At 71.5% G+C, this 26,090-nt stretch carries 25 protein-coding genes; 13 read left to right on the top strand and 12 right to left on the bottom strand.

Annotated elements, in window-relative coordinates; all coding sequences use genetic code 11:
* Positions 1-17 precede the first annotated feature (17 nt).
* The 3 genes from ACIBLC_RS02110 to ACIBLC_RS02120 all read right to left on the bottom strand — a co-directional run bounded on the left by ACIBLC_RS02110 (position 18) and on the right by ACIBLC_RS02120 (position 3,709).
* Positions 18-848: a hypothetical protein gene (locus ACIBLC_RS02110; protein WP_399208678.1), complete on the bottom strand. Its 831-nt coding sequence runs from the start codon at positions 846-848 to the stop codon at positions 18-20.
* On the bottom strand, positions 848-2,113 hold the full coding sequence (locus tag ACIBLC_RS02115; RefSeq protein WP_399208679.1) for a VWA domain-containing protein: 1,266 nt from the start codon (positions 2,111-2,113) through the stop codon (positions 848-850). The genes ACIBLC_RS02110 and ACIBLC_RS02115 overlap by 1 nt, the downstream gene beginning before the upstream one ends.
* Positions 2,114-2,197: 84 nt before the next feature.
* Positions 2,198-3,709 carry an IucA/IucC family protein gene (locus ACIBLC_RS02120; RefSeq protein ID WP_399208680.1) on the bottom strand — a complete coding sequence of 504 codons (1,512 nt, stop codon included), beginning with the start codon at positions 3,707-3,709 and terminating at the stop codon, positions 2,198-2,200.
* Positions 3,710-3,852: 143 nt separating this feature from the next.
* On the opposite strand from ACIBLC_RS02120, the gene ACIBLC_RS02125 reads away from it, so the two are divergent.
* The gene (locus ACIBLC_RS02125; RefSeq protein ID WP_399208681.1) at positions 3,853-5,343 is read left to right on the top strand and encodes an IucA/IucC family protein; all 1,491 of its coding nucleotides are present in this window, start codon (positions 3,853-3,855) and stop codon (positions 5,341-5,343) included.
* Positions 5,344-5,374: 31 nt separating this feature from the next.
* On the opposite strand, the gene ACIBLC_RS02130 is transcribed toward ACIBLC_RS02125, so the two are convergent.
* Positions 5,375-6,787 (bottom strand): hypothetical protein, encoded by a 1,413-nt coding sequence (locus ACIBLC_RS02130; protein WP_399209254.1) that lies wholly within the window; start codon positions 6,785-6,787, stop codon positions 5,375-5,377.
* A 280-nt stretch (positions 6,788-7,067) separates the two neighbouring features.
* Here ACIBLC_RS02130 and ACIBLC_RS02135 point away from each other — a divergent pair, with 280 nt between their 5' ends.
* Entirely contained in the window at positions 7,068-7,982 is a 915-nt protein-coding gene (locus ACIBLC_RS02135; RefSeq protein ID WP_399208682.1) for a HipA family kinase, read from the top strand.
* Between the two features lie 5 nt (positions 7,983-7,987).
* Complete coding sequence (locus tag ACIBLC_RS02140) at positions 7,988-8,311, top strand: SelT/SelW/SelH family protein (RefSeq protein ID WP_399208683.1); 324 nt, start codon at positions 7,988-7,990, stop codon at positions 8,309-8,311.
* A 3-nt stretch (positions 8,312-8,314) separates the two neighbouring features.
* On the opposite strand, the gene aceB is transcribed toward ACIBLC_RS02140, so the two are convergent.
* Entirely contained in the window at positions 8,315-9,949 is a 1,635-nt protein-coding gene (gene aceB, locus ACIBLC_RS02145; RefSeq protein ID WP_399208684.1) for a malate synthase A, read from the bottom strand.
* Positions 9,950-10,136: 187 nt separating this feature from the next.
* Positions 10,137-10,736 carry an NTP transferase domain-containing protein gene (locus ACIBLC_RS02150; RefSeq protein ID WP_399208685.1) on the bottom strand — a complete coding sequence of 200 codons (600 nt, stop codon included), beginning with the start codon at positions 10,734-10,736 and terminating at the stop codon, positions 10,137-10,139.
* Positions 10,737-10,949: 213 nt separating this feature from the next.
* Between ACIBLC_RS02150 and ACIBLC_RS02155 the strand changes: the two genes are divergently transcribed.
* Positions 10,950-11,264 (top strand): DUF5955 family protein, encoded by a 315-nt coding sequence (locus ACIBLC_RS02155; protein ID WP_399208686.1) that lies wholly within the window; start codon positions 10,950-10,952, stop codon positions 11,262-11,264.
* Positions 11,265-11,315: 51 nt separating this feature from the next.
* Here ACIBLC_RS02155 and ACIBLC_RS02160 read toward each other — a convergent pair whose 3' ends face one another.
* Entirely contained in the window at positions 11,316-12,791 is a 1,476-nt protein-coding gene (locus tag ACIBLC_RS02160) for a PLP-dependent aminotransferase family protein (RefSeq protein ID WP_399208687.1), read from the bottom strand.
* 106 nt (positions 12,792-12,897) lie between these two features.
* Here ACIBLC_RS02160 and ACIBLC_RS02165 point away from each other — a divergent pair, with 106 nt between their 5' ends.
* Together ACIBLC_RS02165 and ACIBLC_RS02170 are read left to right on the top strand one after the other, a co-directional pair.
* Positions 12,898-13,083 carry a hypothetical protein gene (locus ACIBLC_RS02165; RefSeq protein WP_399208688.1) on the top strand — a complete coding sequence of 62 codons (186 nt, stop codon included), beginning with the start codon at positions 12,898-12,900 and terminating at the stop codon, positions 13,081-13,083.
* Positions 13,083-13,607, top strand: a complete 525-nt coding sequence (locus ACIBLC_RS02170) for a universal stress protein (RefSeq protein WP_399208689.1) — start codon at positions 13,083-13,085, stop codon at positions 13,605-13,607. Before ACIBLC_RS02165 ends, ACIBLC_RS02170 begins: the two co-directional genes overlap by 1 nt.
* Before the next feature lie 7 nt (positions 13,608-13,614).
* On the opposite strand, the gene ACIBLC_RS02175 is transcribed toward ACIBLC_RS02170, so the two are convergent.
* Entirely contained in the window at positions 13,615-14,418 is an 804-nt protein-coding gene (locus ACIBLC_RS02175; protein WP_399208690.1) for an IclR family transcriptional regulator, read from the bottom strand.
* Positions 14,419-14,689: 271 nt separating this feature from the next.
* Here ACIBLC_RS02175 and allB point away from each other — a divergent pair, with 271 nt between their 5' ends.
* Positions 14,690-16,030, top strand: a complete 1,341-nt coding sequence (gene allB, locus ACIBLC_RS02180; protein WP_399208691.1) for an allantoinase AllB — start codon at positions 14,690-14,692, stop codon at positions 16,028-16,030.
* Positions 16,031-16,110: 80 nt separating this feature from the next.
* The gene (gene alc / locus ACIBLC_RS02185) at positions 16,111-17,235 is read left to right on the top strand and encodes an allantoicase (protein WP_399208692.1); all 1,125 of its coding nucleotides are present in this window, start codon (positions 16,111-16,113) and stop codon (positions 17,233-17,235) included.
* Positions 17,236-17,363: 128 nt separating this feature from the next.
* Here the strand turns inward: alc and ACIBLC_RS02190 are convergent, their stop codons facing one another.
* Positions 17,364-18,113, bottom strand: a complete 750-nt coding sequence (locus ACIBLC_RS02190) for a 3-oxoacyl-ACP reductase family protein (protein ID WP_399208693.1) — start codon at positions 18,111-18,113, stop codon at positions 17,364-17,366.
* A 241-nt stretch (positions 18,114-18,354) separates the two neighbouring features.
* Between ACIBLC_RS02190 and ACIBLC_RS02195 the strand changes: the two genes are divergently transcribed.
* Positions 18,355-19,269, top strand: a complete 915-nt coding sequence (locus ACIBLC_RS02195; RefSeq protein WP_399208694.1) for a DMT family transporter — start codon at positions 18,355-18,357, stop codon at positions 19,267-19,269.
* A 33-nt stretch (positions 19,270-19,302) separates the two neighbouring features.
* Here ACIBLC_RS02195 and ACIBLC_RS02200 read toward each other — a convergent pair whose 3' ends face one another.
* Positions 19,303-20,196, bottom strand: a complete 894-nt coding sequence (locus ACIBLC_RS02200) for a ricin-type beta-trefoil lectin domain protein (RefSeq protein WP_399208695.1) — start codon at positions 20,194-20,196, stop codon at positions 19,303-19,305.
* A gap of 292 nt (positions 20,197-20,488) precedes the next feature.
* Here ACIBLC_RS02200 and ACIBLC_RS02205 point away from each other — a divergent pair, with 292 nt between their 5' ends.
* The gene (locus ACIBLC_RS02205; protein ID WP_399208696.1) at positions 20,489-20,881 is read left to right on the top strand and encodes a ribonuclease domain-containing protein; all 393 of its coding nucleotides are present in this window, start codon (positions 20,489-20,491) and stop codon (positions 20,879-20,881) included.
* A 109-nt stretch (positions 20,882-20,990) separates the two neighbouring features.
* Here the strand turns inward: ACIBLC_RS02205 and ACIBLC_RS02210 are convergent, their stop codons facing one another.
* Positions 20,991-21,197, bottom strand: coding sequence for a hypothetical protein (locus ACIBLC_RS02210; protein WP_399208697.1), 207 nt, complete (start codon positions 21,195-21,197; stop codon positions 20,991-20,993).
* A 341-nt stretch (positions 21,198-21,538) separates the two neighbouring features.
* Between ACIBLC_RS02210 and ACIBLC_RS02215 the strand changes: the two genes are divergently transcribed.
* From ACIBLC_RS02215 to ACIBLC_RS02225, 3 genes are all read left to right on the top strand, one after another.
* A complete protein-coding gene (locus tag ACIBLC_RS02215; protein WP_399209255.1) occupies positions 21,539-22,804 on the top strand; it encodes a sensor histidine kinase in 1,266 nt (421 codons plus the stop codon).
* 223 nt (positions 22,805-23,027) lie between these two features.
* The gene (locus ACIBLC_RS02220) at positions 23,028-23,711 is read left to right on the top strand and encodes a response regulator (protein WP_399208698.1); all 684 of its coding nucleotides are present in this window, start codon (positions 23,028-23,030) and stop codon (positions 23,709-23,711) included.
* A gap of 40 nt (positions 23,712-23,751) precedes the next feature.
* The gene (locus ACIBLC_RS02225; protein WP_399208699.1) at positions 23,752-24,936 is read left to right on the top strand and encodes a cytochrome P450; all 1,185 of its coding nucleotides are present in this window, start codon (positions 23,752-23,754) and stop codon (positions 24,934-24,936) included.
* Between the two features lie 54 nt (positions 24,937-24,990).
* Here ACIBLC_RS02225 and ACIBLC_RS02230 read toward each other — a convergent pair whose 3' ends face one another.
* On the bottom strand, positions 24,991-26,001 hold the full coding sequence (locus ACIBLC_RS02230) for a Gfo/Idh/MocA family oxidoreductase (protein ID WP_399208700.1): 1,011 nt from the start codon (positions 25,999-26,001) through the stop codon (positions 24,991-24,993).
* Positions 26,002-26,090 lie beyond the last annotated feature (89 nt).

Here is a 26,090-nt window from a genome sequence, read left to right on the forward strand (position 1 = left end):
CCACCCCCGCCCACAGGTCAGACCCCCCGCGGCACCCGCGGAGGCCGACCCGCCCCCCGGGTCAGCGCGTACCCGCCGATACCCGCCAACGCGGCGAGCACGCCACCGATCGCGGTCCAGACCCAACGGTCGGACCACCACCCGGAGGCCCAGCCGTCATCGGGCTCGAGGGACGACAGGGTCGCCGTGTCCGAGTCCGAGTCCGAGTCCTCGGACTCGTCGGACGAGGTGTCACCGGTCGTCGCGACGCCGGGAATCAGCGGCTGTGCGAGCGACCCGTCCACCGCGCCCGCACCGCCGACGTCCTTGGAGGACACCCGAACCTCGGTGCTGAGCGGCAGCCCGAGCTCGGCGGCCGGCAGCCCGGTGGCGGTCAGCCGGATGTAGTACGTCCCCGGCAGCGGGTCGTTGGCCCATGTCTCCGACCAGGCACGGACGTTACGCAGCGTGCAGGACAGCTCGACGGACGCCGCGTCCCGCGCCGCCGTCCGCGTCTGCGCCCCGTACTGGCACGCCTGGCGCCGTCGCAGCCCGTCGTACACGTCGAGCTGCCAGGTCTGCGCGGCGGTCCGCGCCGAGGCGTCCGGGAGCTTCACTGTCGCCTTCACGGTGGGCCGTTGGCCGGCGTCCGCGGGGAACGACCAGTACAGGTAGTCACCCGAGGACCCGCTCGCGGTGGCCTGCTGTCCCTGCTCGATCTCGGTCGCCGTACGGAACGAGGTGCCGGCCTGGGTGGGCGCGGCACTGTCGTCCGACGCGCTCGCCGAGGGCGAGGAGTCGGCGACGGCGGGAGAGGCGGCCACCCCGAGCAACAGCAGGGTGGCGGTCAACACTCGTCGGACACGCATCAGTTGGTCCTCCAGACCGCTACCCGCAGACGCGAGATCCAGCCCCACAGCACACCCGCGAGGAAGCCGGTGAGCACGAGGGCGCCGAGCAGCCACCAGCCGCGGCCGAGGCCGAACGAGGCCACGTCGGAGGCCTGGTCCGGCGCGTCGACGACGTCGACCGTCAGCTCCAGCGGCAGACCGGGTGTGGTCTTCACGCCCGTGGCGGGCGAGAAGGAGTTGGCGACCTGGAGACACACCGTCTCGGCGGCGGCTTCCTCGTCGTCGCTCTCGGCCTTTGGATAGCGCAGACCCGTCGAGATGGCATCGGTCCGGCCGGTGCCCGCGGCCTCACCGCGGACGATCTCCCGACCGCTGAGCGTGACGGCACGCAGCAACACCCCATAGTCCGGGCGGACTTCGCGGTCCGCCGCCACGCTCACCGAGGCGCGCAGTTCCTGACCCGGTTTCACGTCCACCCGGTACCAGCGGTGCTGGGCGAACTCCTCGCGGTCGGTGAAGAGCCCCGATTCGATCGTGGGCGCCTTGGCGCACGTCTCGGCGCCCACAACGGCCTGCGGAACCACCACCGGATCGGCGGCGCGGTCCACCAACTGGTTCACCTTGTCGGTGAGTTCGTCGGTGTGCTCCACCGACGTGTACGTACCGCCGGTGGCTTCGGCGATGCAGCTCAGCTGTTCACGCATCTTGGTGTTCGGCACCAGGCCGAGCGTGTCGATGGTGAGACCGATCCCCTTGGCCGCGATCTCCCGGGCCACCTCGCACGGGTCGAGCGGGGCGCAGGTGTCCTCGCCGTCACTGATGAGGACGATGCGCTTGGACCCGTCGCCGCCGTCGAGATCCTCGGCCGCCTTGAGCAGCGCGGGTCCGATCGGGGTCCAGCCGGTGGGGACGAGCGTCGCGACGGCGGTCTTCGCCTCGGTCCGGTCCAGCGGGCCGACCGGGTAGAGCTGCGCGGTGTCCTTGCACCCCGTCTTCTGGTTGTCGCCGGGGTAGTCGGCGCCGAGTGTGCGTATCCCGAGCTGGACCTCCTCGGGTGTCGCGTCGAGCACCTCGTTGAACGCCTGCTTGGCCGCGGCCATACGTGACTTGCCGTCGATGTCGGTGGCCCGCATCGAACCGCTGACGTCCAGTACGAGGTTGACCTTGGGAGCGGCCTGCTCCGCCGTTTCGTCGGCGATCGCGCCGGCCGGATGGGCGATTCCGGCCGTCAGGGCGGCGAGCAGGGCGCAGAACCCTGTCGCCAGCCGTTGTCTTGTGATCATCGGCGGATCCTATTGACCAAAGGTGCCGTGCTTCAAAACGAGACCTCAAATCGAGACCTCGGACAGAGATGTGAGATCGAGACCTCAAGAGGAGGCGGTGACAAGCGGGTTGGGAAGCCGCGCCCAGCTGTCCCCGGGCGTCTCGGGGGACAGCCGCATCAGGGTCAGCGCCTTGGTGGGCAACGGTTCGCTCCGCAGGGCCGCGAGGTCCGGGGTGTACGGCAGTTCGGGTACGACCGTCTCCAGTGCCTCGCGCAGAGCGGGCGTCGATCCCGCTGTCGCGCCCAGCGTGCCGCCGACCAGGGCGCCGAACAGCTTGCGGCGCAGGACGGTCTCGTCGTCCGTGACGATACGGCCGGCGAGGTCCGGCACCGGAACGCCGTGACGGGCCAGGCGGGCCGGGCTGACCCGGATGTCGGCGAGGTCGCGGTAGACGAGCCGCAGAGGTGCGCCCGAGGGGGAGAGGACCACGAGGAGGTTCTGGCCGTGCGCCTCCAGGGCCACACCCAGGTCGAGCAGACGCAGGCAGACGGTGAGGGCGAGCCGGGTGAACTCGGCCAGCCAGGCGGCGGACCGGGGCAACCCGGTGGTGGCGAGGGCCGCCACCGGGACGACCCGCTCGCCGGGGTTCGCGTACATGTCCGGCGACTCCCTCAACACCGCCGCCAGATCGGGACTGTTGGCGGTGGCGGCGCCGAGCGTCCGGGTGATGTGCAGCGGTTCGTCCAGCCGCTTCACCATCGTCTCCATGAACGCCGAGACGGTCGCGGCCGTCCCGATCGAGTACACCGAGATGTCCCGCACGGAGGAGGTCAGCCGGGCGCTCAGCGCCGTCTTGACGTGCGGGCCGTCCGGCAGGGCGAGCGTGCGCAGGGACATCAACGGATGCGCGGCGAAGCCCTCTTGGGATCCCTCGGCCGCACCCTTGAGCACATGTGCCGCCTGCCACGGATGGACCGGGATCAGCACCCGTTCCCCGTCCCGCAGCCACTTCGGCCACTCGCCCGTGACGAGGAAGTCGTCCGCGGGCACCAGCCCCAGCTGCACCAGCGGCCGGTGCTCCGGCCCGTACGCGAGCTGCTCGGCCGCCGAGAACCCCGGCCGCGAACGGCAGTTGGGGTGATAGGGATGCCCGTCGACGACCCGCTGTTCCCACTCCCAGCCGGTGACCGGCTCATCGCCGGAGGCGGGCTGACCGGCGCGGGACAACGCCAACGAGGCGACGCTGTTGGCGAGTTCGGCGGCGAATTCGGCAGCGTGCGGAACGGCGAGGTCCAGGACGAGCCGGTCGGGACGCTCGTGCGGCGTACCGTCGAGCCGCACCTCCGTGACGTACGCGGCGGTCGCGTAGGGATCCGCAGGGGGCCCGTGCAGCCGGCGGCCGTCGGCCAGGTGCAGCGTGAGCCCCTCGTGCCCCCTCTCGCGGCGCGCGACCCACGGCATCGGCTCGTACGCCAGCGCACGCCAGAGGCGGGTCAGCACGGCCGCCCGCGCGCCGGGCAACTCGGCGGCATACGGTGCCGAGAGGCCGGGCCGCACGACGCTCAGTTCGTCCGCGAGCGCGGCTTCGGCCTCGGGGGCGGGGGGACGGTGCACGGTGCGGCTCCTTCGGTACGGGGACTGTCGTCGCGCGGTCACCCACGACGAGGGACTGTCGTCGCGGTCGCCGCCGACGACAGACATAATGATCACCAGAGCACCGTATGGAACGAACGGATCGCACGGACCCGATGCCCCCCATGTTCCCCCCGCCCGAGGCGGAAGAAGCGGCCGACGCCTACGCGGCGGCGCCGCTGCTCAACTGCCTGCTGCGGGAGGTCGGGGAGCCCGCCGAGGATCCCGGGCACTACCGACTCCGTGCGAGTGGCCGTCTGATGAGGGTCCGTGGCCCGCGCCGGCCGACCCGGCCCGAGGTGTACGCCGATGGCGCCTGGCACCCGCTCACCCACACCGAGTTGGTCGAACTCACCGCCGGGGAACTACGCGCCCACACCGGTGTGTGCAACCCCGGGCTGCCCGCCGAGATGACCGAGAGCCGGGACGTGGTCGCCGCGATCCTCGCCGCCCGCACCCGCGCCACCGCGCCCCAGGACCCGTATCTGCGCTCCGAACAGTCCCTGATCACCGGGCATCCGCACCACCCCGCGCCCAAGGCCCGCGGCGGCGGACCGGTGACCGGCTGGCTGCCGTACGCGCCCGAGGCGTACGCCCGCTTCCCGCTCGAACTGCTCGCGGTGCGCGAGGACGCGCTCGTCGAGGAGGGCGACACGACAGCGCTCGACGGCCTCGGCAACCCGCCGCCCGGCTACCGGACGCTCCCCGCACACCCCTGGCAGCTCGACCTGGTCGCCGCCCGCCCGGAGATCCGGGACGCCTTCGCGGACGGCCGGCTCCTGCGGCTGGGGCGCACCGGGCACCCGCTCTGGCCCACGGCCGCGATCCGCACGTTGTACGACCCCGTGGACGACCTCTTCCTCAAGTTCAGCCTCGACGTGCGCATCACCAACGACATCCGCCGACTGTGGCGACACGACCTGCTGAGACTGCGCCGCACGGACGAGGCGACCGCCACGGCCTTCGCGGCCCTCCCCGGCCCCGCCGCCTGGCTGAGCGACCGCGGCTACCGCACCGCCGACTTCGCCTTCGAGGAACTCGCCGTCATGGTCCGCGACGGACTGCGCGCCCACGTCGTCCCCGGGGCGACCCCGCTTCTCGCGGCCGCCCTCGTGGAAGGCTTCGACGGCAGCCCCCTCGACCACCTCACCGACCCCGCCGCCTGGTGGGCGGCGTACCTGCGCGAGGTCGTGCCCCCGGTGCTGGAGGTGTTCGCGCGCCACGGTGTCGTGGTCGAGGCGCACCTGCAGAACACGGTGCTGGCGGTGGACGCAGACGGCACGCCCGTGCAGGCACTCTTCCGGGACGCGGAGGGGGTGAAGCTCCTGGAGGACGTGGACCGGGCCGCCGGGTGGGAGCGGCTCGTCTACTGCCTGGTCGTCAACAACATCACCGAACTCGCGGCCCTCCTCGCGGAGCAGCACCCGGGCTGGGACCCGTGGCCCGCCGTACGCACCGAACTGGCCCGCCACGACCTCCCCGAAATCGCGGAGTTGCTCTCCTCGCCCTCGCTCCCCGGCAAGACGAATCTCCTGCTGCGCTGGACAGGAGCGGACGGCGCGGACGCCAGATACGTGCCGCTGCCGAATCCGCTGGCCGGGGCCCGGCTGCACTGACCCGCACGGCGTGGCGCGGCGGGGGCCGCACTCATGGGGCGATTCCCACCCCGTCGATCCGGCTCCAGGACCTCTCCTGGGAGGCGGTCATGGCCGGCCACGACAGCCTGCCCGGCCGCGGCAGGACACGAGAGGCGTACGGCGACGGGTGGAAGCCGGGGTCGTAGAAGCACCCCGTGCCGTAGGCGCGGTCGAACGCGGCACACGACGCCGCGATGGACCGAGGTGTGGGCTTCTTCCCGGTACGCACCCAAGTGGCGAGCGAGGTGATGGAGTTGGCGTACTCGGCGTTGCTCAGCTCGCTGTGCTCGGTCTCCGTGGTGAAGGTCTGCACGAGGTTCTGCTCGCGGTGGGCGCCCCTGAGGCTCGCCAGGTAGGCGGCCTCGTGCTCGACGAACGCGGTGGGGTCGTCGATGGCGTGCATGGTGAGGACGGGGATCGACACCTGCCCCGTGAGGTCGCTGTCGTAGCCCAGGTCACGTCGGGCGGCGGGGTCCGCGGAGAAGCGCTCGACGCCCGCGTTCAGCGCCGCGTCGTCGTGCGAACCGGAGTACCGCACCCCGACGTTGGAGAAGGGATTCCGGTCGCCGAGCCGGTTGTGCACGATGTCGCGGAAGGTGAACACGGAGAAACGCAGGTGCGACTCCAGCGTCCGCTCCGGGATGCCCGTGACCGCCAGGATGTCGTCGAGGTCGCGCTGCTGCGCCGCGGTGCGCGCCTCCGGGGCGGAGGCGACCCCCGTGCACTCCTCCAGACGGGCCTTGAGACCCGCCGACGTCAGGGTCGACGAGGGCCGCAGCCCCTGCCACAGCGGGTACTGCGGCTCGCTGGGACGCGGCAGGTTCTGGCAGTAGTACTGGTACACGACGCGAAGGTCGACACGGTAGTCGTAGCCACGGGAGCCGCCGGCCATGACTCCGTTGGTGAGCAGCGCGCCGTCGTACGGGCCGTGCTTCTTGCCGTAGACCTCCACGACCTTGGCGGCCACGTTCCCGCCCCACGACTGACCGTGCACATAGGTCCGCTTCGGCCTGCCGAACTCGTCGACGAACAGCCGGCGCACGTTCTCCGTGTCGGCGGCCGCCATCCGGGTCCCGTAACCACCCCGCCGGTAGGACGAACCTGCCCACGCGTAGCCCTGGTCCACCATCACCGACCAGCGGTCCAGGTCACCGACGCTCCGCCCGGGATCCGACCCCTCGCCCAGGTCGGGACCGCCGTGGGCGTGCACCACCAGTGAACCGTTCCACCGCTTGGGAACGGCGATCGCGTAGTAGGCCCCGTTGCGGTCCTGGCCGGTGTAGCAGGTGGCCTTGTCGCCCACGTTCGCCGGACAGGCGACCGGTTCGGGCCGCGCCTGGACGGCCTGGGCGGTGCCGCCACCGCCCAGCGACCCGACGAGGAGGCCCGCGACACCGGCAGCCACCGCCAGGCCCCGCCGCACGCCGGCCCGCGCAGGCCGTGGAAGGGCCCTGTTCTGCCAGGGGAAGAGGCTGTTCCGGCGTGAGCTGTGCAAGGCGACGCTCCTGGATTCAGCGGCGCACCGTCGCGCCGAGTGCTGCGATGCTAGGAACGAGCGAGCTCACACACCATTGACCTGGCAGTTCTGTTCATACTGTGCGTGGATCTCCGGGCGATCCGGCTCGGGGGACGTCCCACGGGGGGCGTATCACGCTCGGTTACGATGCTCATCTCATGTCGGGAGAGCCGGGGAGTCGGGGCGCATGCTGAACGAGGTCTCCGCGACCCGCTACCTCACGCCCCTGCGCGAAGGCGGCTCACTGCCCGGCCTGGTCGAGGCCGACGACCTCGGCACCTACGTCGTCAAGTTCACGGGCTCCGCGCAGGGCACGAAGGCGCTGGTCGCCGAGGTGATCGTAGGAGAACTGGCGCGCGCCCTCGGGCTGCGGTTCCCCGAGCTGGTCCTCGTGCACTTCGACCCGGAAGTGGCCGCGCACGAGCCCCACCAGGAGGTCCAGGACCTGCTGCGCGCCAGCGCCGGGCTCAACCTCGGCATGGACTACCTGTCGGGCGCGAAGGACTTCACCCCGGAGATCGCCAGGACGTTCGCCGTGGACCCGCTGGAGGCGGGCAAGGTGATCTGGCTGGACGCCCTCACCGTCAACGTCGACCGCACGGTGCACAGTTCGAACCTGATGATCTGGCCCACGCTCGGCGTCGCGCCCCCGCGCCTGTGGCTGATCGACCACGGCGCGGCTCTCGTCTTCCACCACCGCTGGGACACCTCGGCGCCGGAGAAGGCGTACGACTTCAAGCGCCACGCTCTCGGCGGCTGCACCCCGGACACCCGCGCGGCGGACGCGGCGCTCGCGCCCCTCGTGACCGAGGAGCTGCTGCGCGGGATCACGGCGGAGGTGCCCGACGCCTGGCTCGCCGACGAGCCGGGTTTCGCGACCCCGGACGAGGTGCGTGACGTGTACGTCCGCTATCTCCTCGCCCGCGTGCGGGCCTCGGCACTGTGGCTGCCCACGGACTTCCCCACCAGGGAACAACTCGCCACGGAGGACGCGGACCGCGCGGCGAAGACCCGGCGAGACCGGCCGGACTGGCTCAAACAGGTCCCCGACCTGCACGGCAAACCGGCGGCGGAACAGGATTGGTCGGTACACCTCGAATGACCACGATGCCCCCAGAGAACACAGAGAACACAGGCAACCCGGCGGGGAGCGCGGGCGCGGACGCCCATCGCGTCCAGATCGAGTACTGCACCCAGTGCCGCTGGCTGCCCCGCGCCTCCTGGCTCGCCCAGGAACTCCTCACCACCTTCGAGACCGAGCTGACGGAACTCGCCCTCAAGCCCGGCACCGGCGGTGTGTTCGTCGTACGTGTCGACGACGAGGTCGTCTGGGACCGCCGCGAGCAGGGGTTCCCGGAGCCGACGGCCGTCAAGCGTCTCGTACGCGACCGAGTGGCCCCGGAGAAGACCCTGGGCCACTCGGAGCGGTGAGCGTCAGCCGCGCAGCTGCTCGTACGCGGGCAGCGTCAGGAAGTCCGCGTAGTCCTGGTCAAGGGCGACCTTGAGCAGCAGGTCGTGCGCCTGCTGCCAGTTGCCCGCCGCGAAGGTCTCCTCGCCGAGCTCGGCGCGAAGGTTCGCTAGCTCCTCGGCGGCGATCTCGCGCGCCAGCTCCGGAGTCGCCGTCACGGTCTTTCCGTCGTGCTCGAACACGACACCCGCGTTGATCCACTGCCAGATCTGCGACCGGGAGATCTCGGCGGTGGCCGCGTCCTCCATGAGGTTGAAGATGGCGACCGCGCCGAGGCCGCGGAGCCAGGCCTCGATGTAACGGATGCCGACCTGGACCGCGTTGACCAGGCCGTCGTACGTCGGCCTGGCGTCGAGGGAGTCGACGGCGATCAGGTCACCGGCCGCCACCGAGACGTCCTCGCGCAGCCGGTCCTTCTGGTTGGGCCGGTCGCCGAGGACCGCGTCGAAGGAGGCCATGGCGATCGGGACGAGGTCCGGGTGGGCGACCCATGAGCCGTCGAAACCGTCGCCCGCCTCGCGGTCCTTGTCCGCCTTGACCTTCTCGAAGGCGACCTTGTTGACCTCTTCGTCGCGCCGCGAGGGGATGAACGCCGCCATGCCGCCGATCGCGTGCGCGCCCCGCTTGTGGCAGGTGCGGACGAGGAGTTCGGTGTACGCGCGCATGAAGGGAGCGGTCATCGTCACCGCGTTGCGGTCCGGCAGCACGAACTTCTCCCCGCCGTCACGGAAGTTCTTGACGATGGAGAACAGGTAGTCCCAGCGGCCGGCGTTCAACCCGGAGGCGTGGTCGCGGAGTTCGTAGAGGATCTCCTCCATCTCGTACGCGGCCGTGATCGTCTCGATCAGGACGGTCGCGCGGACCGTGCCCTGCGGGATGCCGACGTAGTCCTGCGCGAACACGAAGACGTCGTTCCACAGCCGCGCCTCCAGGTACGACTCCGTCTTCGGAAGGTAGAAGTACGGACCCTTGCCGAGGTCGAGCAGCCGCTGCGCGTTGTGGAAGAAGTAGAGGCCGAAGTCGACGAGCGCGCCGGGGACGGGAGTGCCGTCGGCGTCGACGAGGTGTCGCTCGTTGAGATGCCAGCCGCGTGGCCGCATGACGACGGTCGCGAGTTCACCGGCCTCCTTGAGCGCGTACGACTTCCCGGTGCGCTCGTCCGTGAAGTCGATGTTCCGGGTGTAGGCGTCGGCCAGGTTGACCTGTCCGAGGACCACGTTCTCCCAGGTGGGCGCCGAGGCGTCCTCGAAGTCGGCGAGCCAGACCCTGGCACCGGAGTTCAGGGCGTTGATGGTCATCTTGCGGTCGGTGGGGCCGGTGATCTCGACGCGGCGGTCGTTCAGCGCCGCGGGGGAGGGGGCCACCTTCCAGGAGTCGTCCGCGCGGACGGCGGCGGTCTCCGGGAGGAAGTCGAGTGTGGAGGTGCGGGCGATCTCGGCGCGGCGCTCGGCGCGGCGGGTGAGGAGCTCGTCACGCCGGGGCGTGAACAACCGGTGCAGCTCGGCCACGAAGGCGAGGGCCGCGTCGGTGAGGACCTCCTCCTGCCGGGGCAGGGGCTCGGCGTCGACGATGGCCAGCGGGGACGGCGCTGGTGCGGACATGAGCTGTCACTTCCTTCAGCGGGCGTGGCACCGGGTGCCAGTCAATCCGAGTACGGCTGCGGGCGCCCGCGGAGCAGGAGGGCGCTTCTGAACAGTGGATACTAGTTTCCTCATGGTGGAAGTTCAATGGTTTGTTGATGTCGAGATTCTCTGAGTCGAGGAAAGCTGGCGCTCAGTGCCACCCCGTTCACTCAAGGTGGACCAGGTCCTGTTCCGTGTCGATGTCGTACGGCCGCGCGATGTCGCCGCACTCGACGAGCGTGATCACCTCCTCGTGTTCCCTCAGGTAGGCGCGTGCCCCTCGATCCCCGGTCGCAGTCGCGGCGATGGCCGTCCAGTGGGCGGCGCCGAACAGAACGGGATGACCGCGCACCCCCTCATAGGCGGCCGAAACCAGCGACCCCGCATCCTGATACGCGGCTAGCACCCGGCCCACCGCCTCGGGGCCGATCCCCGGCTGGTCGACGAGCGACACCAGCACGGCCCGCACCCCCGTGCCCGCCAGCGAGGCGAGCCCCGCGCGCAGCGAGGAGCCCATGCCCTCCTCCCACTCCGGGTTGTCGACCAGCACGCAGCCGGGCAGTGACGTCCGCTCCCGTACGACCTCGGCCTGGGCCCCCAGGACCACATGGACGCGGGTGCAGCCGCCCGCACGCAACACTCCGGCCGCGTGTTCGACAAGCGGTCGCCCCCGATGGGGCAGGAGCGCCTTCGGGCGCCCTCCGAGGCGCCGCCCGCCGCCCGCCGCCAGGAGCAGCCCGGCCACCTGGTCTTTGCTCTCCGTCATGTCCCCTGCATACCCGAACCGGCCGGGTCGCGCTCCGGCCGGGTCGGGGAGGCCGTCCGGTTTTTCTGGACTGAATTTCAGTCCACAGAGTGGCGCCCACCGCGTCGGGTGGCGTTTACTTGCCCGCGTCCCTCGGCGCCCGACCATCGCCACGGGGGCGTCGGAGCGATGTACGAGGGACGCGGGCACGAGGACGTGCGAGGGGGTAGAGCTGTGTTGCGGAGCTTGGGGCAGAGGCCAGTGACCGGCAGGGACGAGGACCCGAGAGTGGCGGAGCTGAGTACCGCCGTCGCTCGGCTGCGCCGTCAACTCGCCGCGCACCCGGTCGAGTTCCCGGACCGGGGCATCGCGGAGGACGAGCTCGCGGCACTTGCCGCGATGGCGGTCAGCGGCATCCCCGAGATCCCGCGCCTGCGTCGCTCCCTGCTGCTGGTCGCGAGCTCGATCGGTTCGGTCAGCGCGCTGGCCGCGAGCCTCGCGGAGGTCCGCAGCGCGGTGGAGCTGTTCGGCCAACCCCCGCGCCGCTGAGCCGGGTCGGCACTCGAACTCCCGCGCCGCTGAGCTGAGCCGGGTCGGCGCTCACGCCACCCAGTGCGGCCGGCCGTTGTCGAGGTGTGCCGAGTCGAGCCCCACGTCCAGAGCGGTCGCCACCCGGCGAACGGCGTCGTCGAGGATCTCCGGCGACAGCACGTAGGGGAAGCGCAACCGCTGTTCGTGTGTGCCGGGATCGGCGCCGAAGCGGGCGCCGCCCTCGATGCGTACCCCCTGGGCCGCCGCCGCGCGAGCCAGCGCCGAAGCGACAGGACGGCCCAGGTCGATCCACAGGGTCAGTCCACCGGACGGCAACTGCCAGCGCCAGTCAGGGAGATGACGGCTCAGCGACTCGGCGAGCGCGTCCCGCTGGGCCCGCAACCGGGGCAGCCGCTCACGCAGTACGTCGTCGGTGCGCGCCAGCAGACCGAGCGCGACCAACTGGTCGAGAACCGGGCCGCCCATGTCGGTGGGGACCCGGGCCGTCGCCAGCTCCGTGATCAGCCGGGAACCCGCCCGCACCCAGCCGACCCGCAGCCCGCCCCAGTGCGTCTTGCTCAACGAGCCCACGGTCACGATCTGTTCGGCCATCCCGCGCGGCGCGAGTGACGCGAAGGGCGCGGGCGCCGGAACGTCCAGCGCGATCTCCGACATCGTCTCGTCGATCAACAGCCAGGTGCCCGTCGCCCGCGCCGACTCCAATACGGCCACGCGCTGTTCGGGCGGCATCAGACGCCCCGTCGGGTTGTGGAAGTCGGGGATCAGATAGGCGATCCGGGGCGCCGCCTGCCGCAGCGCGCAGTCGATCAGGCCCGAGTCCCAGCCGGCCTCCGTGACAGGTACGGGAGTTGTCCGCAGCCCGGCGCGGCGGATCGCGTCGAGGGCGTTCGGATAGGAGGGGTTCTCGACCAGCACCCGGTCGCCGGGCCGCCCGAGCAGACCCAGTGTCAGGGACAGGGCCTGCTGCGCCCCGGCCGTGATGAGGATCTGGTCGGGCAGCGTCGGCAGCCCGCGCCGGGTGAACCGCTCGGCGACCGCGGCCCTCAACTCCGGGATTCCGTAGGGGTGATAGCCCGGGGTCGGCGCGTGCCGGGCCAGCATCGTGCCCGCCGCGGCGACCGCCTCCGCGAGCTCGGCCTCGGGCGCCCCCGGTGCCGCGAAGGCCAGGTTGATCACGCCGTCCTCGGCCGGCAGCCAGGCCACGTTGGTCGGGCGGTGCCCCTCGGGCAGCTCCGTCCAGGTGCCGGCGCCCCGTCGGCTGTGCGCGAACCCGCTCTCGCGAAGCAGGTCGTACGCCGCTGTCACCGTGGCCCGGCTGATCCCCAGTGCCGAGGCCAGCTCACGCTCGGCGGGCAGCCGGATGTGCAGCGCGATCCGGCCGTCGAGGAGCAGCTTGCGTACGCCGTCCGCGAGTGCGCGATAGCCGGGGCGCCCCTCGGTGTGGGGCGCGCTGGTCAGCAGCCCCGCCAGCTGACGGCTGCCCAACGTCCTGTCCACGGAGTGGACCACCTGTCCGTTCGCCATGCCAACTCCCTCGTATTGGCCCTGTAGGGCAGGCCAATCAGCATACAGACTTCACGAGGGCAGCGAATTCGGCCTGGCTGATTGGTCTGGGAAGGGGAGCAGAGTGATGAAAACCGGGAACACCCGAGTCCACGGGGTCTACGGGGTCCATGGGAGAGAACCCGTCGACGTCACCGACCGCCTCGAGCGCGAGCTGCAACGCCGCCAGGAGGAGGGCATGCCCGGCCTGCCCCTGCGGGTCTGGACGCGAGGCCTGCTGGTCAGAGCGCTGAGGCGAGGGGGCGAGCACTGATGGCCGCCGGGAGCGCCGGTGCCGGCGATGGGCGCGTCGTCGTCGGGGTCAGCGGCTCGCTCGCGAGTCTCGCCGCACTCCGGGCCGCCGCCCACACGGCCCGCGAGAGCGGTCGTACGCTCGTCGCCGTCCTGGCCTGGGAGCCGCCCGAGGGCGAGGTCCTGCACGCCAGGAACCCGGACAGCGCCTGGGCCGCCGCCTGCGAAAGCGAGGCCCGTGCCCGGCTCGACCGGGCCTTCGACCAGGCGTTCGGCGGTACGCCCTCGGGAGTCACCGTCCGCCGACGGCTGATCCGCGACCGCCCGGACCGGGCGCTGTGCGCACTGGCCCCTGACCCGGCCGACCTGCTCGTCCTCGGCGCCCGCGCCGCCACCCGTATCGGCATGCGGCGGGCGGCCGTCCGCCGACGGGTCCTGGGGCATGCCCGCTGCCCGGTCCTGACAGTCCCGGCGCCGGTGTTTCCCAGGCGCGAGCGCCGCGCGCTGCGCCACGCCGTGGCGGGGGACTTCGTCGCGTCGGCCTGATGTCCGGTCAGGCCTGCGGGCCCGAACTCGCCAGTGCGGCCGACAGTTCCACCGCGACCTGTTGCAGCACGGGGACGATCCTCTCGGTGGCCGCCTCGGTGACCCGGCCCGCCGGGCCGGAGATCGAAATGGCGGCGGCGGTGGGGGAGTTGGGCACGGAGACGGCGAGGCAGCGGACCCCGATCTCCTGCTCGTTGTCGTCGATCGCGTAGCCGAGCCTGCGCACCTCCTCGAGTGCGGTCAGGAAACCGTCCGGCGTGGTGATGGTCTTCTCCGTCGCGGCGGGCATACCGGTACGGGCGAGGAGCGAGCGCACCTCGTCGGCGGGAGTGTGCGCGAGCAGAGCCTTGCCCACGCCCGTGGAGTGCGGCAGCACGCGGCGGCCCACCTCGGTGAACATGCGCATCGAGTGCTTGGACGGCACCTGGGCGACGTAGACGATCTCGTCCCCGTCGAGCAGTGCCATGTTCGCGGTCTCGCCGGTCTCCTCGACCAGCCGGGCCAGGTAGGGGCGGGCCCAGGTGCCCAGCAGCCGGGCGGCGGATTCGCCGAGCCGGATCAGGCGGGGACCGAGGGCGTACCGTCGGTTGGGCTGCTGGCGCACGTAGCCGCAGGACACCAGCGTGCGCATCAGGCGGTGGATGGTGGGCAGCGGCAGTCCGCTGCTCGCGGCGAGCTCGCTCAGCCCGACCTCGCCCCCGGCGTCCGCCATCCGCTCGAGCAGATCGAAGGCGCGCTCGAGAGACTGGACACCACCGCTCGGCGAGGATGACTTGGCGGCGTCGGTGGTGCTGGCGCTGGACGACGGCACGGGCGTGGTCCTTTCGGGGCTGGCAGACAGTGATGCAGCCTACCGGGCAGTCGGTCGACTCCCTGGTGGTGCATAGTTACGTTCTGCTGGGCGGAATTCTAATTCCACTTTGTGGAAACGTCCAGAGTGGGTGCGAGGAGGCCGGAGTGGGGCGATGTGCCCTTGACGGCGCGTGGGTCGAAGTGAAGACTCTTTCAACAGAACGTTGAATTTCGTTACGCGGAAGTAAACAGCCGCGTCGGGAGTCAACAGGGCAGAGAGAGGGGTCCGGGTGTCCGACGTCGAACTGGTGCTGCGCTCGACACGAGTCATCACTCCCGAAGGGACGCGCGCCGCCTCGGTCGCGGTCTCCGGGGGAAAGATCACGGCCGTACTCGCGCACGACGCGGAGGCCCCGGACGGTGCCCGTGTCGAGGACTTCGGCGACGACGTCCTGCTGCCCGGCCTCGTCGACACCCATGTGCATGTCAATGATCCCGGGCGCACGGAGTGGGAGGGCTTCTGGACGGCCACGCGCGCGGCGGCCGCCGGCGGCATCACCACCCTGATCGACATGCCGCTCAACTCCCTCCCCCCGACGACGACGGTCGACAACCTCCGTACGAAGAAGGACGTCGCCCGCGCCAACGCGCACATCGACGTCGGGTTCTGGGGCGGCGCGCTGCCCGACAACGTCAAGGACCTGCGGCCGTTGCACGACGCGGGCGTGTTCGGCTTCAAGGCCTTCCTGTCGCCGTCGGGCGTCGACGAGTTCCCGGAGCTCGATCAGGAGCAACTAGCCCACTCACTGGCCGAGATCGCCGGCTTCGGCGGCCTGTTGATCGCCCACGCCGAGGACCCGCACCACCTCGCCGCCGCGCCGCAGCGGGGCGGCCGGAAGTACGCCGACTTCCTCGCCTCACGCCCCCGTGACGCCGAGGACACCGCCATCGCGAACCTCATCGCCCAGGCGCAACGCCTCAACGCGCGCGTGCACGTGCTGCACCTGTCGTCGAGCGACGCGCTGCCGATGATCGCCGCGGCGAAGGCGCGGGGCGTACGGCTCACGGTCGAGACCTGTCCCCACTACCTCACACTCACCGCCGAGGAAGTCCCGGACGGCGCCAGCGAGTTCAAGTGCTGCCCGCCCATCCGGGAGGCGGCCAACCAGGACCTGCTGTGGCAGGCCCTCGCCGACGGCACCATCGACTGCGTGGTCACCGACCACTCGCCCTCCACCGCCGATCTGAAGACCGACGACTTCGCGACCGCCTGGGGCGGCATCTCCGGCCTCCAGTTGAGTCTGTCCGCGGTCTGGACGGAGGCCCGCGCGCGCGGGTACGGCCTGGAGGACGTGGTGCGCTGGATGTCGACGCGTACGGCGGAGCTCGCCGGCCTCGGCGACCGCAAGGGTGCCATCGCGGCCGGCCACGACGCCGACTTCGCCGTCCTCGCACCGGACGAGACCTTCACCGTCGACCCGGCCGCGCTCCAGCACCGCAACCGCGTCACGGCGTACGCGGGCAGGACTCTCAGCGGTGTCGTCAGGTCCACCTGGCTGCGGGGCAAACGCATCGTGGCCGACGGCGAGTTCACCGAGCCGACGGGACTCCTGCTGACCCGCCACCCCTAGCGGCACCAGCACGCACCCGCACCACTACGCACCCGCACCGCACCCGCAGCGGCCGACCCCGAAAGGCAGACCTGATCATCGTGACGGCGCAGCAGCCATCCGCCCGTTTCACCGGCGACGCGAACCCCTACGGAGGCGGCGACCCGTACGCGGACTACCGCACCGCCGACTTCCCCTTCACCCAGTACGCCAACCTCGCCGACCGGCAGCTCGGCGCCGGTGTCATCGCCGCCAACGACGAGTTCTTCGCCCAGCGAGAGAACCTTCTGGTGCCAGGTCCCGCCGAGTTCGACCCCGAGCACTTCGGTCACAAGGGCAAGGTCATGGACGGCTGGGAGACCCGCCGCCGGCGCGGTGCCTCCGCCGAGCACCCGTGGCCGACCGCCGAGGACCACGACTGGGCCCTCGTCCGCCTGGGCGCGCCCGGCGTCGTCCGCGGCATCGTCGTCGACACGGCACACTTCCGCGGGAACTACCCGCAGGCGGTGTCGGTCGAGGGCGCGTCCGTCCCCGGCTCACCCTCCCCCGAGGACCTGTTGGCGGACGACGTGAAGTGGACGACGCTCGTCCCGCGCACGGCGGTCGGCGGCCACGCGGCCAACGGGTTCGCGGTGTCGGTGGAGCAGCGCTTCACCCACCTGCGCGTCAACCAGCACCCCGACGGCGGCATCGCGCGCCTGCGCGTCCACGGCGAGGTCGTACCGGACCCCAGGTGGCTGTCCGTGCTCGGCACCTTCGACGTCGTCGCGCTGGAGAACGGCGGCCACGCCGAGAGCGCCTCGAACCTCTTCTATTCGCCTGCCTCGAACACCATCCAGCCGGGCCGCTCCCGCAAGATGGACGACGGCTGGGAGACCCGTCGCCGCCGTGACCATGGCAACGACTGGATCAGCTACCAGCTGGCCGGCCAGTCCCGGATCCGCGCGATCGAGATCGACACGGCCTACCTGAAGGGCAACAGCGCGGGCTGGGCGGCGGTGTCGGTGAAGGACGGCGAGGACGGGGAGTGGCGGGAGATCCTGCCCCGTACCCGCCTCCAGCCCGACACGAACCACCGCTTCGTCCTCGACACCGCCGCGGTGGGCACCCACGCGCGCGTGGACATCTTCCCGGACGGCGGGATCTCGCGCCTGCGGCTCTTCGGCTCCCTGACGGAGGAGGGCACCGCACGACTGGCGGCCCGCCACCAGGAGCTGGGCGGCTGACGGGGGTGCCTCCAGCTTTCAGCCCGTCCGACGTTTGAGGACGAGCGCGAAGCGCGAAAGGGGGGTCTGGGGGCGCAGCCCTCAGATACGGGACGGGAAGGGGCGGAGGGGGCGAGAAAACCCCGCACCTACGCCGCGTGCCCCCCGTCCACGGAGAACTCCGCCCCCGTGACGTACGTGCCCTCGGCTCCCGCCAGATACGCGATCATCGACGCCACCTCCGCCGCCGCACCGAAACGCCCCAGGGCGGTCATCGCCGCCTGGCTCGCCGCGTACGGCCCGTCGGCCGGGTTCATATCGGTGTCGATCGGGCCGGGGTGCACGATGTTCGCTGTGATCCCACGATCACCAAGCTCTCGTGCGAGCGCCTTCGTCAGGCCGATCAGCGCCGACTTGCTCATCGCGTACAGGGTCCCGCCCGGCCCTGGTACCCGCTGGCTCATGCACGTGCCGATGGTGACGATCCGGCCTCCACGCTCCATGCGTGCCGCCGCGGCCTGGGAGGCCAGGAACACCCCGCGGACGTTGACGGAAAGGACCCGGTCGACGTCCGCGAGGGACAGCGAGTCCAGCGGACCCAGCAGCCCGACGCCCACGTTGTTGACCAGCACGTCCAGCCGTCCGAACACCTCGGCGGTCCTGCGCACCGACTCGACGGCCTCCGCGGGGTCCGCCGAGTCCGCCCGCAGAGCGAGACCACGCCTGCCGAGCGCCTCGATCCGCCGTACGACCTCCTCGGCGGCCTCCTTCTCCCGTACATAGGTGATGGCCACATCGGCGCCCTCCTGGGCGAGCCGCAGGGCTGTCGCGGCTCCGATGCCCCGGCTGCCACCGGTCACCAGGGCCGCCGCGCCGGTCATGTTCTCTCGTGAACTCATGGATCCATCCCACCGGACGCGGCGCCCGGTTGCTGGCGGTAAACAGACGACGCGTTTGGCGGCTACCGACCCCGGGGGGCAGGCCGGGAACCCGTCTCTCGTCCGCCACCGTCCGCCACCCAGAACGGTGTAGCCCTCACGCACCTGCGCCGGTACGGTGATCGTTCCCTGTGGGAGCCGCCGACGTCTCCACGCCCGCCGGTCTTCCGAAGACCGCCGAAGTCCGCCGGAGACCGCTGCCATGACGTCGATCGCCCTACCCGGCGCGCTCGTGCCCCGCCGAGCCTGGCTCACCGACCTGCCCGTGCTGTTCGTGGCGGTCGTCTGGGGCGCCAGCTATCTCGCGGCCAAGGACATCACCACCGCGCGGACGGTGATCGCCGTGCTGGTGCTGCGTTTCGCCGTCGTGCTGCCGGTGCTGGTGGTCGCCGGGCGGCGTTCGCTCCGGGCCCTGACCGCCGCGCAGTGGCGGGGCGCCGCCCTGCTCGGACTGATCCTGAGCGGGATCTTCCTGCTGGAGACGTACGGCGTCGTCCACACCTCGGCGACCAACGCGGGCCTCATCATCAGCCTCACCATGGTCTTCACGCCGCTCGCCGAGGCGGCCGTGACCCGCGTCCGGCCGCCCCGGGCCTTCCTCGCCGCGGCCGGGATCTCCGTGCTCGGCGTCGTCCTGCTCACCCAGAGCGGCGGCTTCACCAGCCTCTCGTCCGGCGACCTGCTGATGCTGCTCGCGGCCCTCGCCCGCACCGTTCACGTGCTCGCCATGTCACGCGTCAAGTCCGTCCGGGGCGCGGACGCACTCCCGCTCACCACCGTCCAACTGGGCTCCGCCGTCGCGGTGTTCGCAGTGCTCGCGGTGTTCGCGGGAGGGTCCGGCAGCACACCGTGGCACGCGGCGACCGACTTCGGCGCGCGGGAGTGGGCGGGGCTGCTGTTCCTCTCCGTGTTCTGCACCCTCTTCGCCTTCTTCGTGCAGATGTGGGCCGTACGCCGGACCTCGCCGTCCCGGGTCAGCCTGCTGCTCGGCACCGAGCCGCTGTGGGCCGCCGCGGCGGGAATCGCCCTCGGCGGCGAACGCCTCGGCGCGCTGGGTCTGCTGGGCGGCGCCCTGGTACTCGCAGGGACCGGATGGGGACGCCGGGCGGCGGGCTGATGCCCGGAGAAGTCGTCCTCGGACGTGAAGTGGTCAGGCGGCACTCCAGCGTTGGTTGTCACGGCCGTTGCATTCCCAGAGCACTACCCGGGTGCCGCTCGCGCCGCCGAAGAGGTCCAGGCATTTGCTGTCCGGCCCGGAGACCAACGCCTTGCCGGAGAGGGCGATTCGCTGGGCGGAGGACTGATCGCAGGTGGACAGGACGACCGGGGTCCGGTCCTCGGCTCCGGTGACGGTCGCGCAGAGGCCGCCCTGCCGCAGGCTTCCGGCGGCTCCGGGACTCCAGGACTGGCCTGCCGAACCGTCGCAGGCGGAGGCCACGAGTTCCGATCCCGGTCCCGAGCCGGTCAGACACTTGCCCGCGGCCTCGACGACCAGAGCGACGCCATTCCCCGAGGCCGAGCCGCTGTCATCGCCGCCGCCCGGTCCGGAACCGTCCGATGTCGGCGACGCGCCGGACTTGGCCGAGGCGGCGGCCTCGCTCGGCCGGGGCGAGTCCTGGGCGTTATTGCCCGGTGACGAAGTGGGGACGGCGGAGGGAGGCGTCACCAACGCCGCGTCCGGAACTCCCGGTCGCGGCGACTGGCTGCCGACTCCGCTGTCCCCGCTGTCGGACCCTGGGAGTCCTTCGGCGGGGGCTTCCGCCCGACTGCTGGAGCTGTCGGGGCCCCCGCCGGTCGTTCTGGCCACCCCCGCGACGATGACGCCGACTGCCGCGCCGACCGCCGCGGCCAGGATCCAGTTCCGGCGTCCTGAGAACGCCCAGCGGGGGGAAGCGGCCGGCGACAGCCCGTCAGCCGGCTCCTCGGGTGACCGCGGGAGTCCTGCGCCCGCGAGACGCTGCTCCGACGCGTCGTTGCTTCGTCCGGGTCCGAGTGGCTGTGAGCCGAGGTGCCCGGTGACATCCCGCTCCGGCAGCTCTGACATGCGGTTGTGCTCCTTGAACGTGAGGCGAGCCCGGAGGGCATGCTCCGGAACGAGAGGGCGGCCAACGGATCAGTCCCTATTGAATGGCCGCCCGCGCTGCCAAGGAAGGCGAACACGCCGTAGAGGGAGGCTGGTTGGCGGGCTTGGTTCGCGGAGCGGGTCGCACAGGCCGACGACCTCGATGGGGACGCCGATGGCGAAGTTAACTCCCGGAAAACTCATCGGACTCGGCGGGAGAAATTACTTGACGTGTCCTTGACATGCCTAGGTCTACGCGCGTCATCCTAGGTCCATGAGATTCCCCCCACGCACCACCCGCAAGGGCGCGGTCGTCGCCCTCATGTCCGCCCTGCTGGTCGGCGGTGCCGCCGCGGTACCGGCCGACGCGGCGGCCACCGCCGTGGGCAGCGTCTGCTACGGAGCGCTGCCGTCGCAGGCCTACACCACGCTCCGCCTGATCGACTCGGGAGGACCCTTCCCGTACTCGCAGGACGGAGCCGTCTTCCAGAACCGGGAAGGCATCCTGCCCTCGCAGTCCACCGGCTACTACCACGAGTACACGGTCGTCACGCCCGGCTCCTCGACACGCGGTGCCCGCCGCGTCGTCACCGGCAACAAGACGAACGAGGACTACTACACCGCGGACCACTACGTCACGTTCAGGCTGATCAACTACAACTGCTGAACCGAGGACGATCCGGGGTGACCCGGATGACCCGGATGACCCGGATGACCCGGATGACCCGGATGGCCCGGGTGATCCGGTTCGCCCTCGCCGGAGGTCCGGTCGGTGCTCAGCCGGGCTTCCGGCTCTCCGCGGCGGCGAACAGCGCGAACGACAGCACGAGCAGAGTGACACTCACGTAGATCTCGGAACCGTCGAAAACACCGAGCCGCTGCACGAGGCCCCACCCCCGTGGCCAGCCGGTGATCGTGTGCAACAGGCCCAGAGCGCCCTGGACCAGGGCGACAAAGCCGAGAACCTCCAGAAACTGCTTCATGGAGAAGATCCTCGCCCCGCGGACCCCCCGAGCTCATCGGCCGCGGGGCGAGGCATGCCCGACCTAAGTGCGGGCCGCGCGGGCGGGCGCGGGACCAAAGTCTGAAGCGGTACGACTTTGGTCGGTGATCCCGGTCGCTGGGAGGTGGGCGGAGGCATGGCTGCGTAGATTTGTCGACCATGAGTGGTGACGGTCCGGCGCGTGCGCCAGGAGATCTTTCCCGATCGGCGGCGGCGCCGCAGACGCGGGCGCCCGCCGGGTCGGCGGCGGCCGTGTCCGGAGCCTCCGGCGGGTCGAGCGCGGGGGTGTCCGAAGGCCTGGGCGCCAGTGTGGGTACGGCGGTGTCGGGGAACCTGGGCGTCGGTGAGGCCCCGGCCGGGGCGCGGTGGCTGCCGGGGCGGCCCTGGTTGCTGCCGTCGGCGGTCGCGACGGAGTTCGGTCAGGTGCGGGTCGACGGGAAGGGGCGCCCGCGGCGCACCGCACGCGACTGGGCCGTGGACTTCAGCTGCTTTGTGATCGCCGTCGTGATCGGCCTGCTCGGCGCGGACGCGACGTCCGGCGACCCGAACATCCCGCACGTCCTTCAGGTCGCCGACCAGTGGATCGGCGCCTTCGCCTGTGCTGCCGTGTGGCTCCGCCGGCGCTGGCCGGTCGGCCTCGCGGTGGCGATGGTCCCCGTCGGTTTCATCTCGAACACCGCCGGTGGCGCCGTTCTGGTCGCCCTCTTCACGGTCGCAGTGCACCGGCCCTTCAAGTACGCGGCCTGGACCGGCGGCGCCTCCGCCGCGCTGAGCTTCGTCTTCTTCTGGCTGCGCCCCGACCCCGACCTGCCGTACGGCTGGGTCGTCGCCCTCACCGTGCTGCTCAGCGGCTGCGTGGTCGGCTGGGGCATGTTCGTACGGTCCCAGCGGCAGCTCATGCTGAGTCTGCGGGACCGGGCGCGGCGGGCCGAGACGGAGGCGGCGCTGCGGGCCGAGCAGGCGCAGCGGCTCGCCCGCGAGGAGATCGCGCGCGAGATGCACGACGTGCTCGCGCACCGGCTCACCCTGCTGAGCGTGCACGCGGGGGCGCTGGAGTTCCGGCCGGACGCGCCCCGCGAGGCTGTGGCACGGGCGGCCGGGGTGATCCGGGAGAGCGCGCACGAGGCCCTGCAGGATCTGCGGGAGATCATCGGGGTGCTGCGGACGGGGGACTCCGACGAGGCGGGGCGGCCGCAGCCCACCCTCGCCGCGCTGGACGGGCTGGTCTCCGAGTCCCGCTCGGCGGGCATGAAGGTCGCCCTCGACAACCGGGTCGGTGATCCGGCGACCGTCCCCGCGTCCGTCGGCCGCACCGCGTACCGGATCGCCCAGGAGGGACTGACGAACGCGCGCAAGCACGCGCCGGGCGCGGAGGTGACGGTGTCTCTCTCGGGCGTTCAGGGGGAGGGCCTCACAGTGGTCGTGCACAATCCGGCGCCGCCGGGGGAGGTTCCTCATGTTCCCGGATCGGGGCAGGGGCTGATCGGACTGACCGAGCGGGCGACGCTCGCGGGTGGGCGGCTTTCGCACGGGGGTGTGGGGCGTGGGGGGTTCGAGGTGCGGGCGTGGTTGCCGTGGGCGGCCTGACGCTGGGTGGGCCTGCCGGTGGGCGCCCGCCCGGCCGGTGGTGTGGCGGGGGCGTGCCGGTAAGTCCCCACCCGTCGCCGCCGGATCAGACGTCGGGCGAGCACGAGGGCCGTCCGGTGACGCGAACGTACGCGACGGGCATGTGGACGTACCGGCACGCCCCCTTCCGCCGTCGTGCGGTCGCGGGCGTTGAACTGCCCTGCCGCGTCACTACGGTTGGGCCATGACTGTGATCCGACTGGTTCTTGTCGACGACGATCCGCTGGTGAGGGCCGGGCTGTCCTTCATGATGGGGGGCGCCGACGACATCGAGATCGTCGGCGAGGCCGCTGACGGGAGTGAGGTGGCGGCGGTCGTCGACCGCTGTCGGCCGGACGTCGTCCTCATGGACATCCGGATGCCGAAGGTGGACGGACTCACCGCCACCGAGGAGTTGCGCGCCCGCGAGGACGCTCCCCAGATCATCGTGCTCACCACCTTCCACGCCGATGAGCAGGTACTCCGGGCGCTGCGCGCGGGTGCGGCCGGGTTCGTTCTGAAGGACACCCCGCCGACGGAGATCCTCGCGGCGGTACGACGGGTCGCGGCCGGCGATCCCGTGCTGTCGCCCACCGTCACCCGCCAGTTGATGGCCCACGCCGCCGGATCCTCCCTCGACACCCGCCGTTCCGGGGCCCGCACGAGGATCGCCGCGCTGAACGACCGCGAGCGCGAGGTCGCCGTGGCGGTCGGGCAGGGCAGGGCGAACGCCGAGATCGCCACCGGGCTCTTCATGAGCGTCGCCACCGTCAAGACCCACGTCTCGCGCATTCTGGCCAAGCTCGGCCTCAACAACCGTGTGCAGATCGCCCTGTTGACGTACGACGCCGGGTTGCTCGACGAGGAGGAGGAAAGGGGCGGGCACTAGCCGGGCGGCCGGGGCGTTGCAGGAGTGGAGGGGGAGACTTATGGCGGAAGTGATCGATCTGGGGGAGTACGGGGCGCGGTTCAGGGAGGATCCGCATCCGGTGTACGCCGAGTTGCGGGCGCTCGGACCGGTGCACCGGGTGCGGTTGCCGGTCCTCGACGCGCACCACGAGACCTGGCTCGTCGTCGGCTATGAGGAGGCGCGCGCCGCGCTCGCCGATCCGCGACTGGCCAAGGACGGGGAGAAGATCGGGGCCAGGTTCCTCGACGAGGAGCTGATCGGGAAGTACCTGCTGGTCGCGGACCCGCCGCAGCACACGCGGCTGCGGGCACTCATCGCGCGCGAGTTCACCATGCGCCGCGTGGAGACACTGCGGCCGCGCGTCCAGGAGATCACCGACGAACTGCTGGACGCGATGCTGCCGCGCGGGGGCGCCGACCTCGTGGACTCGCTCGCCTATCCGCTGCCGCTCACCGTCATCTGCGAGTTGCTGGGCGTCCCCGAGGTCGACCGGGCAGCGTTCCGCGCGCTGTCGTCCGAAGCGGTCGCGCCCACCAGCGCGAGTGGTGAGTACGAGGCCTTCGTCCAACTGGCCGCGTATCTGACCGACTTGATCGAGGACAAGAGGTGTTCCGCCCCGGCCGACGATCTGCTCAGCAGTCTCATCCGCACGACCGCGGAGGACGGCGACCGGCTCTCGCCGCAGGAGTTGCGAGGCATGGCCTTCGTGCTGCTCGTCGCCGGACACGAGACGACCGTCAACCTCATATCGAGCGGCGTCCACGCGCTGCTCACCCACCCCGGCCAACTGGCCGACCTGCGCGCCGACATGACGCTCCTGGACGGCGCGGTGGAGGAGACGCTCCGCTACGAGGGCCCGGTGGAGAACGCGACGTTCCGGTATGCCGCCGAGCCCTTCGACATCGGCGGCACCGTCATCGGAGCGGGCGACGCGGTGATGATCGGCCTCACCGCCGCCGACCGCGACGGGGTGCGGTATCCGGCGCCGGACCGCTTCGACATCCGGCGCGACACCCGCGGTCACCTCGCCTTCGGGCACGGCATCCACTACTGCCTGGGCGCGCCGCTGGCCCGCCTGGAAGGCCGTGTCGCCCTTCGCTCCCTGCTGGAGCGCTGCCCGGACCTCGCACTCGACGGTCCGCCCGGCGACTGGCTGCCCGGCATGCTGATGCGGGGCGTGCGCAGCCTCCCCGTGCGCTGGTGAGCCCAAGGGGTGCCCGCCCCTCGGTGCGGCTGCCTACGCCCGAGGGACCCGCGGTCAGTCCCGTCCGCCGGGAATCTCCGCCAGCCGCACCATGCGCCGTTCGGCCCGTGAGAGCTCGCACGCCTCGGCGATGCGCAGGGCGTGCAGGGCCTCACGGCCGTCGCACGGGTTGGAGCGTTCGCCGCGGACGACCTCCACGAAAGCGGCGAGTTCGGCCTCGTAGGCGGGGCCGAAGCGCTCCAGGAAGCCCATCCACGGCTTGTCGGCGGCCGGCGGCCCGTCCGGTTCCGTGGAGGTGATCGGCGTACGGTCGTCCAGGCCGACGCCGATCTGGTCCAGCTCGCCGGCGAGCTCCATGCGCACGTCGTACCCCGCGCCGTTCAACCGGGTCGCCGTGGCCGTGGCGAGGGTGCCGTCGTCGAGGGTGAGGACGGCGGCGGCGGTGTCGATGTCCCGGGCCTCGCGGAACATCGCGGGTCCGGCGTCCGACCCGGTCGCGTACACCTCGACGACCTCCCGGCCGGTGACCCAGCGCAGTATGTCGAAGTCGTGGACGAGGCAGTCCCGGTAGAGGCCGCCGGAGAGCGGGAGATAGTCGGCCGGTGGAGGTGACTGGTCGGACGTCATCGCCCGGACGGTGTGCAGCCGCCCAAGCTGTCCGGACCGCACCGCCTCGCGCGCCGCCGCGTAGCCCGAGTCGAAGCGACGCTGGAAGCCGAGCTGGAGTACGGTTCCGGCCGCGTCGACCTCGGCGAGCGCGGCCAGCGTGCCCGGCAGGTCCAGGGCGATGGGCTTCTCGCAGAAGACCGGCAGTCCGGAGCGTGCCGCCCGGCCGATCAGTTCGGCGTGTGCGGAGGTCGCCGCGGTGATGACCACGGCGTCCACCCCCCAGGTGAAGATCTCGTCGACGCTGGGGGCCGCTGTGGCACCCAGACGATCCGCGAGCTCCTGAGCCCGTGCGGAGTCCGCGTCCGTGACGATGAGAGAGCCGACCTCGCGGTGGCGGCTCAGGGCGGTCGCGTGGAATGTACCGATACGACCCGTTCCGATGAGTCCGATGCGCATGGCTACAAACTGACGGTGGACCCGGCATGCTGTCAATGGTTTGTCCGGACAATCGAACTTCACAACTTCCCGTCAACATCTCACGGAGC

The sequence above is a fragment of the Streptomyces sp. NPDC050535 genome (genome assembly GCF_044457665.1).
GTDB lineage: Bacteria > Actinomycetota > Actinomycetes > Streptomycetales > Streptomycetaceae > Streptomyces.

Bases quoted from the DNA above. Each gene is read 5' to 3' on its own strand.
- ACIBLC_RS02110 (WP_399208678.1), bottom strand. From the start codon at position 848: ATGCGTGTCCGACGAGTGTTGACCGCCACCCTGCTGTTGCTCGGGGTG.
- ACIBLC_RS02115 (WP_399208679.1), bottom strand. From the start codon at position 2,113: ATGATCACAAGACAACGGCTGGCGACAGGGTTCTGCGCCCTGCTCGCC.
- ACIBLC_RS02125 (WP_399208681.1), top strand. From the start codon at position 3,853: ATGTTCCCCCCGCCCGAGGCGGAAGAAGCGGCCGACGCCTACGCGGCG.
- ACIBLC_RS02135 (WP_399208682.1), top strand. From the start codon at position 7,068: ATGCTGAACGAGGTCTCCGCGACCCGCTACCTCACGCCCCTGCGCGAA.
- ACIBLC_RS02140 (WP_399208683.1), top strand. From the start codon at position 7,988: ATGCCCCCAGAGAACACAGAGAACACAGGCAACCCGGCGGGGAGCGCG.
- aceB (WP_399208684.1), bottom strand. From the start codon at position 9,949: ATGTCCGCACCAGCGCCGTCCCCGCTGGCCATCGTCGACGCCGAGCCC.
- ACIBLC_RS02150 (WP_399208685.1), bottom strand. From the start codon at position 10,736: ATGACGGAGAGCAAAGACCAGGTGGCCGGGCTGCTCCTGGCGGCGGGC.
- ACIBLC_RS02160 (WP_399208687.1), bottom strand. From the start codon at position 12,791: ATGGCGAACGGACAGGTGGTCCACTCCGTGGACAGGACGTTGGGCAGC.
- ACIBLC_RS02165 (WP_399208688.1), top strand. From the start codon at position 12,898: ATGAAAACCGGGAACACCCGAGTCCACGGGGTCTACGGGGTCCATGGG.
- ACIBLC_RS02170 (WP_399208689.1), top strand. From the start codon at position 13,083: ATGGCCGCCGGGAGCGCCGGTGCCGGCGATGGGCGCGTCGTCGTCGGG.
- ACIBLC_RS02190 (WP_399208693.1), bottom strand. From the start codon at position 18,113: ATGAGTTCACGAGAGAACATGACCGGCGCGGCGGCCCTGGTGACCGGT.
- ACIBLC_RS02195 (WP_399208694.1), top strand. From the start codon at position 18,355: ATGACGTCGATCGCCCTACCCGGCGCGCTCGTGCCCCGCCGAGCCTGG.
- ACIBLC_RS02200 (WP_399208695.1), bottom strand. From the start codon at position 20,196: ATGTCAGAGCTGCCGGAGCGGGATGTCACCGGGCACCTCGGCTCACAG.
- ACIBLC_RS02205 (WP_399208696.1), top strand. From the start codon at position 20,489: ATGAGATTCCCCCCACGCACCACCCGCAAGGGCGCGGTCGTCGCCCTC.
- ACIBLC_RS02210 (WP_399208697.1), bottom strand. From the start codon at position 21,197: ATGAAGCAGTTTCTGGAGGTTCTCGGCTTTGTCGCCCTGGTCCAGGGC.
- ACIBLC_RS02220 (WP_399208698.1), top strand. From the start codon at position 23,028: ATGACTGTGATCCGACTGGTTCTTGTCGACGACGATCCGCTGGTGAGG.
- ACIBLC_RS02225 (WP_399208699.1), top strand. From the start codon at position 23,752: ATGGCGGAAGTGATCGATCTGGGGGAGTACGGGGCGCGGTTCAGGGAG.
- ACIBLC_RS02230 (WP_399208700.1), bottom strand. From the start codon at position 26,001: ATGCGCATCGGACTCATCGGAACGGGTCGTATCGGTACATTCCACGCG.